Raw genomic sequence first — 9525 nt, 5'->3', positions numbered from 1 at the left:
CACCCGGCTCGGCTCTGCGCGGACGAGTGGCACATCGGGGTCGTCTGGCGACCCCGATGTGCCATCGATCTCGAGGGTGCGCCACACCGAGCCGGGATTCAGGTCTGGATGCGGGTCCCGCCCCCAGCGTCCCGCGCCCTCGTGGAGCCCGGCACCCGGCCCACGGACGACACCAGGCGCCGGCCACGCCCACCCGGCCTCACTCCCTCGATGAGCTTGCCCACCAGCGCCCCGCACCACCCGCAAAGCCCGCGCCGGACGCCACCAATGCCCGCCCCGCGCGGGCGCCCGCGCCGCCCCTCAGCGCCGCCGGAACACCAGCGCCGTCGGCACCACGCGTCCGCCCGGCAGCGCCACCCCGTGCGCCTCGCGCGGGACGTTGCGCAGCCGGCCGCCGCAGACCAGCGACGTCGACCCGCCGCCGTCCAGGTTCATCGCCTGCACCGCGCCGAGCGCGGCCATCGCCTCGGCCAGCTCGCCGAGCGAGAGCCCGGCCTCGTGATCGGCGCGGCCGTCGCAGGCGACGGCCAGGACCTCGCCGCGCCGGGTCACGCCGATCGCCGCGCGGGGATGGCGGCCGTCGGTGATGTCGGAGTCGAACTGCGCGGCGCCGGCCGAGAAGCCCTCGGCGTCGCCGCGAACGACGGCACCGCCGCGGACCAGCAGCGGCCCCGCCTGCAAGAGGTCGCCGGACACCACCGCCGGGAGATCCGAGCGCCGGGCGATCGCCACGCGGGGACCGTCGACGCTCAACGACGCCCGCATGGCGTCGAACGGCGCGAGGAACGGGACGTGGCGGCGCTCCACCCCGCCGGTGCGCAGCTCGCCGAGCGGGATCAGGTCCGGGCGCTCGTAGAAGCCGCCGACGAGCGCCTCGTCGAAGCCGTTCTCGCGGCAGAACGCCTCCAGCGGCATCGGCCGCCGCAGGCGCACGACGCGCAGCTCGAAGCGGCGCAGGTCGTAGCGCGCGACGTACAGCGTCGTGCGCGCGCCGTCGGACAGCCGCAGGCGCTCGCGCCGGAGACGGCGCGGCAGCGGCTGGGGCGCGCGCAGCGGCGTGAGGCGGGACAGGGCGGCCATGGGCGCGGTCACAGGGTCGGTCGTGGGGTCCGAGATGCGGTGAACGGGTGGTGAAGCGGCGTTCGACGGACATAACCCGTGACCTGCGAAACGGTACGCCGCCCGTCGGCGGCAGACCGCGCTCAGCCCGCACGCCGCGCCGTGCGCCGCCGTGCCCGGAACTCGCGGCCCTTGACCCGGTTGCCGCAGAGTTGCATCGAGCACCACTGCCGCGACCGGTTCCGCGAGCCGTCGTAGAACACCCAGCCGCAGTGCGGGCCCGGACACGCCTTCATCCGGCTCCACGTCCCGTCGGCCATCGCCTCGGCCACCACGCCGGCCACCAGCGCCAGCGCGTCGTCGGGCCCGTCGCCGACCGCGACGTGCACCGGCGCGCCGTCCGCGAACGACACCCGCAGCGGCGCGCGGCCCGCCGCCGCGTCGAGCACCGCCAGCGCGGGCGCGTCGGCCGGGACGTCGGACGGATCGTCGTGGTGGCGGTAGGCCAGCGCCCGCAGCGTCTCGCGCAGCTCGATCGCCCGCGCGCGATCCGCCTCGCCGACGCCCGCGGCGGCGCCCGCGAACCCGCGCGCCGCCAGCCAGCGCGCGTACTCCCCCGCGTCGCCCCACTCGTCGACGCCCCCGCGCTCCAGGTCCCAGAACGCGTTGGCGAACGCCTGCACGAGCCCGAGCCGTCCCGGCGCCGGGGTCCGGCCGGACGGCTGGGGCCCGGGATCGAAGCGGTGGACCTTGCTCGCAACCACCCAACCAGTTTACGCTGGTTACGCCTTGTCTGGCACGCCAGAGCCCCCGTCGCGCGTCTGCCCCCACTGCGGGCGCGAGGGCCGCACGCGGTACGAGCGCTGTCCCCACTGCCAGCGCTCCTACTTCACGCTCAGCCGCGCGCAGCTGCGGCGGCGTTGGCTGATCGCCGGGGCGACCCTCCTCTCCCTCCTCCTGCTGGGCGGCGTCGGCGGCGCCTTGGCCATCAACAGCCGCGACGACCGGGAGGCCCGCGACCGGGCCGACCAGGCGCGCGTCGTCGCCCAGCTCCGCGCGCGGATCACCCGCGAGCAGGCTCCCCGCTTCGGTCGCGCGACGCGGCTCGAACCCGTCGAAGACGCCACCGACGCCGAGCGGCTGAAGGCCCGGCGCGCGCTCGTCGTCGCCGTCGAGCGGCGCATCACCGCCGACGCGCGGGCGCGCGTGAGGACCGGCGAGCTCGACGGGCCGATCAACGACACGTTCTGCGGCCCGATCCTGAAGTCCAAGCAGGCGATCCCCGACGACCGCGTGCTGTCCAAGCCGATCGGCCGCTACGACTGCGTGGCGATCAAGCGCCACATCGTCAACGCGGACGACACGAAGGTCGCCGAGCTGGGCTACGCGTTCGTCGCCGCGCTGAACTTCAAGACCTACACCTACACGTGGTGCCGCAACACGCCCGCCCAGGGCGAGGCGGGCAAGGCCCTGGTCTTCGTCCGGCTCGACCGCCGCTGCCTGGCCGCCACCGGGCAGGCGCTCGGCAGCGGCTACGTCGCCCAGGACGGCGAGCTCGGCGAGACCTCCGACGGCGCCGGCTGAGCGCCCGCGCTAGCGGTTGCGCTTGCGCGCCGCGCGCGACCGCTTGGCCGCCGCGCGGTTCTTGGCCTTGCGGCGCTTGATGTCCTCCTCGCGCCGCGTCCGCGCGGCCTCCTGCGTGTCGGTCAGCTCCTCGACCGGGGCGTGGCTGCGCGCGTCGGAGACGATCGCCCAGGCGATCCCGATCAGCAGGATCCCGCCGCCCGCGAAGATCAGCACCTGCTGCCAGGAGGCCAGGCCGCCGCCGGCGTCCGACGACGAGGTCGTCGCCGTGACGGTCGGCGTCGCCTGCTGCGGAGCGGCCTGCGGCAGCGGCGCGAACGGCGAGGACTGCCCGTGCGCGGCGACCGGGGCGACGCAGGCGACCAGGCAGATGAGAAGGGTGAACCGGCGAAGCATCGCGCGCATCCTGCCACGTCCGGACGACGCCGGTGGGACACGCGCGCTGCCGATAGGCTGCGTAGGACATGCCGCCCAAGCAGCGCCAGATCCGGATGCAGCAGACCGGCGGGCTCCAAGCGATGCAGCAGCTGGAGTCCCGCAGCGACGAAGAGCTCGAGCGCGAGCAGAAGTTCAAGGCCGCCGCGCAGGCGATCCTGGGCGCCCGCGCGGCCGAGCGCTACGACGCCAAGGCCTCCCGCGAGCACTTCCGCAAGGCGCTGGCCGCCGCCCGGCCGCAGGAGCGCATGGCGCTGCGCCGCATGGCCGACGCCTCGCTGGCGCTCGCCGAGCGCCGCCCCGACGACCTCAAGGCCGCGGTCGAGCGCCTCGGCCAGGAGGCCCCGTCCAACCGCCAGCTGCTGCTGCTGCGGTTCATGGGCCTGGTCGCGCCGCCGTCCTCCGCGGGCGTCCTGGCGCGCGTGCGCGGCATCGCGATCATCGTCGGGCTGATCGTCGCGCTGATCGTCGTCGGCATGCTGATCGGCAAGGTCATCGCGTTGCCCTTCGGCGGCGTCTCGTGGCTGGTCGCGGTCTGGCTCGGGATCCTGATCGTCATCGTCGCGCTCGTCGTCCTGGCGCTGCTCGGACGCCGCCGCCAGGCGCGCGCCCAGGCGGCGCGCGGCACGTAGCGCGCCATGTGCGGCCGCTACTCGCTGGCGACGCCGGGCCACGACGACCTCCGGTCGCGCTTCGCGCTGGGCGAGTCGCTGGAGATCCGGCAGCGCTTCAACGTCGCCCCGGGCGACGACGTCGTCACGGTCACGACCTCCAAGGAGGGCGAGCCGCGCGGCGAGCTGCTGCGCTGGGGCCTGGTCCCGTTCTGGGCCAAGGACCCCAAGGTCGGCTACAAGATGATCAACGCGCGGGCCGAGACCGTCGCCGAGAAGCCCGCCTACCGCGACGCCTTCACGTCGCGCCGCTGCCTGATCGTCGCCGACGGCTTCTACGAGTGGCAGCCGCGGCCGAACGGCGCCCGCAAGCGGCCGTTCCACATCACCCGCGCCGACGGCGCCCCGTTCGCCTTCGCGGGCCTGTGGGCGTCCTGGCACGGCGAGGGCGACCAGGCGATCCGCTCCTGCTCGATCATCACGACCGACGCCAACCACAAGCTCGCCGACATCCACGACCGGATGCCGGTGATGCTGCCCGACGCGGCCGCCGAGGAGGCGTGGCTGGACCCCGCCACGCCGAGCGGCCTGCTGCGGGAGCTGCTGGTCCCGCTGCCCGACGACCTCACCGCCCGCCGCGCCGTCGGCTACGCGGTCGGCGACGCGCGCCACGACGCGCCCGACTGCCTGGACGACGCGCCGCCCGAGCCGCCACAGGACGGCGCCGACGCGGCGCCGACGCTGTTCTGAACCGCTCCGACACGGCGCGGTAGGGTCGTTCGCACGTGATCCTCACGACGCCCCGACTGCACCTGCGCCCGCTCGCCCCGGCCGAGATGCAGGCCCTTCTGGAGGGCGTCCCGGCCGGAGGCCTGCGCTGGGCGGAGGGCTACCCGCTGGACGGGACGCTCGTCGTCGTCGCGATGCAGGAGGACCTCATCCGCCGCGGCGTCGACCGCGGCGGCTTCTGCCACTACCAGGTGGTGCTGGCCGAGCACGACCTCGTCATCGGCGACGTCGGCTTCCACGCGCCGCCCGACGAGCTGGGCGAGGTCAGCGTCGGCTTCGGGATCGTGCCCGCGGCACGCGGGCGCGGCTTCGCGGTCGAGGCGCTGCGCGGCGTGCTGGAGTGGGCGCTGCGCCGGCCGGAGGTGCGGGTCGTGCACGCCGACACCGACCTGGTGAACCTGGCCTCGCAGCGCGTGCTCGCCGCGGCCGGGATGCGGCTGGCCGCCGACGAGGGCGATCGCAAGGTGTACGAGATCCACCGCGACGCCGCGTGAGCGCCGTCCCCTCCCTCACGCCGCTGGTCGCCGCCTACGACCACGTGCTGCTGGACCTCGACGGCTGCGTCTACGTCGGCGACGAGGCCACGCCCGGCGCGGTCCAGGCGCTCGCCGCCCTGCGCGCCGCGGGCAAGGGCATCGCCTTCGTGACCAACGAGGGCCGCCGCTCCGGCGAGGAGTTCGTGCGCAAGCTGTGGTCCTTGGGCTTCCGCGCGTCTCTGGAGGAGGTCGTCACGGTCGGCGGCGCGGTCCAGCACGTGCTGGCCGAGCGCCGCGAGCGCTGGCGGACGGCCTACGTGATCGGCGCGCCGGTCATGCACCAGCACGTGCTCGACGCCGGGTGCAAGATCGCCAACGGGCGCGACGTGCCCGCGGTGCCGGACGTCGTCGTGGTCGCCGCGCACGACCGGTTCGACTACGACGAGCTGCGCGACGCGACGCAGGCCGTCCTCGGCGGCGCGGCGCTGATCTGCGCGGGCGCCGACCCGGTCTTCCCCACCGCCACCGGCCTGTGGCCGGGGACGGGCGCGGTCGTCGCCGCGGTCGAGGCCGCGACCGGCGTGCGCGCCGAGAACGTCGGCAAGCCCGCCGCCCAGCCGTTCCTGACCGCGCTGGACCGCCTCGGTCCCGGCCGCGCGCTGGTCGTCGGCGATCGCCTGGACAGCGACCTCGCCGGCGCGGCCGCCGCGGGCCTGGACGGCGCGATCGTGCTGTCGGGCGCCACCGGCGCCGAGGAGGCCCACGCGGCGTCCGACCCGACGCCGGTCGCGGTGGCCGCGACGCTCGCCGAGCTGGTGCTTGGCAGGATGCACGCTGCATGACGCCCCGCCCCGTCGCCCTGCTCGTCAACCCCTCGGCCGGCGGAGGCCGCGCGCTGAAGGCCCTCCCGTCCGTCGAGGCCGAGCTGGCCCGGCTGGGCGTGCCGTTCCGCGTCGCCCGCACCGAGTCGATCCGCCACGCGATCGAGCTGGCCTCCGGCGCCGCCGATGCGGGCGAGGTCGCGACGCCGCTGTCGGGCGACGGCCTGGTCGGCGCGGTGGCCACCGCGCTGCGGGGCCGCGAGGACGCCGTCATGGGGATCCTGCCCGGCGGGCGCGGCAACGACTTCGCGCGCGCGATGGGGATCGGGACCGACCCGATCGAGGCCTGCGCGCTGCTGGCCGCCGGCGTGCCGACGCCGATCGACGTCGGCGAGGTCGTCAGCGAGGGCACCAACCAGCCGGCGCGCACGTTCGTGGGGATCGCGTCGGTCGGCTTCGACTCGGTGGCCAACAAGATCGCCAACGAGGCGCCGAGCGCGCTGGGGCCGATGGTGTACGCCTACGCGGCGCTGCGGGCGATGGGCACGTTCCGGCCCGTGACCTTCGACGTCACCGTCGGCCGGGAGCGCCGCACGTTCCAGGGCTGGTCGGTCGCGGCGGCGAACGGGAAGGCCTACGGTGGAGGCATGTACGCGGCCCCCGAAGCGCGCCTGGACGACGGCGAGATCGACGCCATCATGTTCTCGCCGCGCTCGCGCCTGGACTTCGTCTCCTGCCTGCGCGACGTCTTCAAGGGCACGCATCTGCGGCGCGAGGCGATCGCGATGCTGCGGGGTCCCGAGGTGCGGATCGCCGCCGACCGGCCGTTCACGGTGTACGCGGACGGCGACCCGATCGGCGAGCTGCCGGTGACGGTCCGCGCCGTCCCCGGAGCGATCCGGGTCCTGCTCCCCGCATGAGCCTGCTGGGCGCCAAGGTCGCCGCCGCGCGCGCCGCGGGCGCGCTGTCCCGCCGCGCCGGACGGGGCGGCACGTCGCTGCCCGGCAAGCTGCTGCTGCGGCTGGAGCCCGACGCGGTCGCGTCGCTGGCGCGGCGGCTGAAGCGCGGCAGCGCGGTCATCTCCGCGACCAACGGCAAGACGACGACCGCCGCGATGGTCGCGTCGATCCTGGAGCGCGGCGGCCACACGCTGGTGCACAACCGCGCGGGCGCCAACATGGCGGGCGGGATCGCCGGGACGCTGCTGGAGGCCGCGGGCCCGCGCAACGCGATCGCGGGCGACATGGGGCTCTTCGAGATCGACGAGTTCTGGCTCGACCGGCTCGTGCCGCAGATCCGGCCGCGCGCGTTGTTGTTGGGGAACCTGTTCCGCGACCAGCTGGACCGCTACGGCGAGCTGGACATCATCGCCGACCGCTGGGCGGGCGTGGTGGCGGAGGCGTCGTCGACCACGTTGGTGTTGAACGCCGACGATCCGCTGGTGGCCGACCTCGGGCGCGAGCGCGGGCCGGACGACGTCCTCTACTTCGGCGTCGAGGACCCCTCGGTCGCGCTGGAGGGCATGGCGCACGCGGCGGACTCCAAGCACTGCCGCCGCTGCGGCGCGCCATACCGCTACGACGTGATCTTCCTGGGGCACCTGGGCCACTACCACTGCGAGCGCTGCGACGCGACGCGTCCGGCGCCGGCGGTGGCGGCCGAGCGCGTGGTGCTCGACGGACTGCGCGGCGCGCGGGTCACGCTGCGGCTGCCGTCCGGGACCGTCGAGGCGTCGGTGCCGCTGCCCGGCCTCTACAACGTGTACAACGCGCTCGGCGCCGCGGCGCTGACGACCGCGCTCGGCGCCTCGCCCGAGGACATCGTCGCCGGGCTGGCCGCGGTCTCCCCCGCCTTCGGCCGCGCGGAGACCGTCCGGATCGGCGGGCGCGACCTGCTGCTGTTGTTGGTCAAGAACCCGGCGGGCGCCAACGAGGTGCTGCGCACGCTGGCGTTGGAGGACGGCGAGCACGACCTGCTGGCGGTGCTCAACGACCAGATCGCCGACGGCCGCGACGTCTCGTGGGTCTGGGACGCGGACTTCGAGGTGCTGGCCGGGCGCCTGCGGCGCGTCGTGTGCTCCGGCACGCGCGCGGCCGAGATGGCGGTGCGGCTGAAGTACGCGGGCGTGGACGAGACGCGGCTGGTCGTCGAGCCGTCGCTGCCCGCGGCGCTGGACTCCGCGGTCGCCGACGGCAGCGGGCGCCTGGTCGCGATCCCGACCTACACGGCGATGCTGGAGCTGCGCCGCGAGCTGGTCTCGCGCGGCATCGCGGGAAGCTCGTTCGGATGAGCGTCGCCGCGGCGGTGGTGTGGCACGACGTCGAGTGCGGGTCCTACACCGAGGACCTGGCGCTGTGGCGCGAGCTGGCGGCCGAGGCCGGCGGCCCGGTGCTCGACGTCGGCGCCGGCACGGGGCGCGTCGCGCTCGACCTCGCCTCGCACGGGATCGACGTGACCGCGCTGGACAGCGAGGCCGCGCTGCTCGACGCCCTGGCCGAGCGCGCGACGGCCGCGTCGCTGGACGTGCCCACGATCGTCGCCGACGCGCGCGACTTCGCGATCGGCGACCGCCGCTTCGCGCTGATCATGGTGCCGATGCAGACGCTGCAGCTGCTGCCCGACGCCGACGGCCGCGGCGCGTTCTTCCGCGCCGCCCGCGCGAGCCTGGCCGACGGCGGCCGGGTGGCGATCGCGCTGGCCGACGCGCTGGACAGCTACGAGGGCGAGGTCGACGGCCTGCCCGAGCCGGACACGGCCACGGTCGACGGGATCACCTACACCTCGCTGCCGCTGGCCGTCGTCGACGAGGGCGAGCACGCCGCGATCCATCGCCTGCGCCAGACCTCCGCGGGCTCCGAGAGCCACGACGTCATCCGCCTCTCGCGCGTCGCCCCCGCCGAGGTGGCCGAGGAGGCCGAGGCCTACGGGTTGGTCGCCGAGACCGCCCGCCGCATCCCGCAGACCGACGTCTACGTCGGCTCCACGGTGGTGATCCTGCGTGCCAGGTGACCAGAGGACGCTGCGCGTCTGCGCGCTCTACCCCGACCTGATGAACATCTACGCCGACCGCGGCAACATGTTGCTGTTGGAGCGGCGCTGCCAGTGGCGCGGGATCGGCTTCGCGCTGACCGCGGCGTCGATCGGCGACGAGGTCGACCCCGACGCCCACGACCTGTTCTACCTCGGCGGCGGCCAGGACCGCGACCAGCAGCTGTGCGCTGAGGACCTCTACGAGGTCAAGCGCGCGCCGCTGCACGCCGCGGCGGCCCGCGGCGCCGTGGTCCTGGGCATCTGCGGCGGCATCCAGCTGCTCGGCGACCACTACGAGCTGGGCACCGAGCGCGTGCCCGGCATCGGCCTCGTCGACCTCGTCACCCGGCGCGCCATCGACGGCTCCCGCCTGATCGGCAACGTCGCGATCGAGGTCGAGTTGCCCGGCCTCGACGGCCCCCGCGTCCTGGCCGGCTTCGAGAACCACGGCGGCCGCACCCACCTCGGCGCCGCCGAGCGGCCCCTGGGCCGCGTCCTGAAGGGCCACGGCAACGACGGCCGCTCCGGCTTCGAGGGCGTCCGCCGGGACAACGTCATCGGCACCTACCTCCACGGCCCGCTGCTGCCCAAGAACGCCTGGTTCGCCGACTACCTCCTCGCCACGGCGCTGGGCATCGACCCGGCGTCGCTGCCGCCCCTCGACGACACGCTCGAGGACGCCGCGCACGCCTCGGCGCGCCGCGCCGCCGGCGTCTAGGC

Annotated in this window: 12 protein-coding genes; 9 read left to right on the top strand and 3 right to left on the bottom strand. The window is 75.3% G+C overall.

Features of this window, described 5'->3' with window-relative positions:
* Positions 1–300 precede the first annotated feature (300 nt).
* Positions 301–1080, bottom strand: coding sequence for a phosphodiester glycosidase family protein (locus tag VFG42_RS21060; RefSeq protein ID WP_324910773.1), 780 nt, complete (start codon positions 1078–1080; stop codon positions 301–303).
* Positions 1081–1202: 122 nt separating this feature from the next.
* The gene (locus tag VFG42_RS21055) at positions 1203–1823 is read right to left on the bottom strand and encodes a CGNR zinc finger domain-containing protein (RefSeq protein ID WP_324910772.1); all 621 of its coding nucleotides are present in this window, start codon (positions 1821–1823) and stop codon (positions 1203–1205) included.
* A gap of 25 nt (positions 1824–1848) precedes the next feature.
* Between VFG42_RS21055 and VFG42_RS21050 the strand changes: the two genes are divergently transcribed.
* Positions 1849–2643, top strand: a complete 795-nt coding sequence (locus tag VFG42_RS21050) for a hypothetical protein (RefSeq protein WP_324910771.1) — start codon at positions 1849–1851, stop codon at positions 2641–2643.
* Positions 2644–2652: 9 nt separating this feature from the next.
* Here VFG42_RS21050 and VFG42_RS21045 read toward each other — a convergent pair whose 3' ends face one another.
* Positions 2653–3039 carry a hypothetical protein gene (locus tag VFG42_RS21045; RefSeq protein WP_324910770.1) on the bottom strand — a complete coding sequence of 129 codons (387 nt, stop codon included), beginning with the start codon at positions 3037–3039 and terminating at the stop codon, positions 2653–2655.
* 68 nt (positions 3040–3107) lie between these two features.
* On the opposite strand from VFG42_RS21045, the gene VFG42_RS21040 reads away from it, so the two are divergent.
* Genes VFG42_RS21040 through VFG42_RS21005 form a run of 8 tightly spaced genes read left to right on the top strand, consistent with a single transcriptional unit; the run spans position 3108 to position 9523 of the window.
* Positions 3108–3710, top strand: a complete 603-nt coding sequence (locus VFG42_RS21040) for a hypothetical protein (protein WP_324910769.1) — start codon at positions 3108–3110, stop codon at positions 3708–3710.
* A 6-nt stretch (positions 3711–3716) separates the two neighbouring features.
* On the top strand, positions 3717–4439 hold the full coding sequence (locus VFG42_RS21035; protein ID WP_324910768.1) for an SOS response-associated peptidase: 723 nt from the start codon (positions 3717–3719) through the stop codon (positions 4437–4439).
* A gap of 35 nt (positions 4440–4474) precedes the next feature.
* The gene (locus VFG42_RS21030; RefSeq protein WP_324910767.1) at positions 4475–4972 is read left to right on the top strand and encodes a GNAT family N-acetyltransferase; all 498 of its coding nucleotides are present in this window, start codon (positions 4475–4477) and stop codon (positions 4970–4972) included.
* Positions 4969–5796 (top strand): HAD-IIA family hydrolase, encoded by an 828-nt coding sequence (locus VFG42_RS21025; protein ID WP_324910766.1) that lies wholly within the window; start codon positions 4969–4971, stop codon positions 5794–5796. Before VFG42_RS21030 ends, VFG42_RS21025 begins: the two co-directional genes overlap by 4 nt.
* A complete protein-coding gene (locus tag VFG42_RS21020; RefSeq protein WP_324910765.1) occupies positions 5793–6695 on the top strand; it encodes a diacylglycerol kinase family protein in 903 nt (300 codons plus the stop codon). The genes VFG42_RS21025 and VFG42_RS21020 overlap by 4 nt, the downstream gene beginning before the upstream one ends.
* On the top strand, positions 6692–8065 hold the full coding sequence (locus tag VFG42_RS21015; protein WP_324910764.1) for a Mur ligase family protein: 1374 nt from the start codon (positions 6692–6694) through the stop codon (positions 8063–8065). The genes VFG42_RS21020 and VFG42_RS21015 overlap by 4 nt, the downstream gene beginning before the upstream one ends.
* Positions 8062–8784 (top strand): class I SAM-dependent methyltransferase, encoded by a 723-nt coding sequence (locus tag VFG42_RS21010; protein ID WP_324910763.1) that lies wholly within the window; start codon positions 8062–8064, stop codon positions 8782–8784. The genes VFG42_RS21015 and VFG42_RS21010 overlap by 4 nt, the downstream gene beginning before the upstream one ends.
* The gene (locus VFG42_RS21005) at positions 8774–9523 is read left to right on the top strand and encodes a glutamine amidotransferase (RefSeq protein WP_324910762.1); all 750 of its coding nucleotides are present in this window, start codon (positions 8774–8776) and stop codon (positions 9521–9523) included. Before VFG42_RS21010 ends, VFG42_RS21005 begins: the two co-directional genes overlap by 11 nt.
* Positions 9524–9525: the final 2 nt, after the last annotated feature.

The sequence above is a fragment of the Baekduia sp. genome, assembly GCF_035685985.1.
Lineage (GTDB): Bacteria > Actinomycetota > Thermoleophilia > Solirubrobacterales > Solirubrobacteraceae > Baekduia.
This window is presented reverse-complemented; position numbering and strand designations above follow the sequence as displayed.

What these genes read in the sequence shown, in the direction of transcription:
- VFG42_RS21060 (WP_324910773.1), bottom strand. Translation starts at nt 1,080, where the DNA reads ATGGCCGCCCTGTCCCGCCTCACGCCGCTGCGCGCGCCCCAGCCGCTG.
- VFG42_RS21045 (WP_324910770.1), bottom strand. Translation starts at nt 3,039, where the DNA reads ATGCTTCGCCGGTTCACCCTTCTCATCTGCCTGGTCGCCTGCGTCGCC.
- VFG42_RS21040 (WP_324910769.1), top strand. Translation starts at nt 3,108, where the DNA reads ATGCCGCCCAAGCAGCGCCAGATCCGGATGCAGCAGACCGGCGGGCTC.
- VFG42_RS21035 (WP_324910768.1), top strand. Translation starts at nt 3,717, where the DNA reads ATGTGCGGCCGCTACTCGCTGGCGACGCCGGGCCACGACGACCTCCGG.
- VFG42_RS21020 (WP_324910765.1), top strand. Translation starts at nt 5,793, where the DNA reads ATGACGCCCCGCCCCGTCGCCCTGCTCGTCAACCCCTCGGCCGGCGGA.
- VFG42_RS21015 (WP_324910764.1), top strand. Translation starts at nt 6,692, where the DNA reads ATGAGCCTGCTGGGCGCCAAGGTCGCCGCCGCGCGCGCCGCGGGCGCG.
- VFG42_RS21010 (WP_324910763.1), top strand. Translation starts at nt 8,062, where the DNA reads ATGAGCGTCGCCGCGGCGGTGGTGTGGCACGACGTCGAGTGCGGGTCC.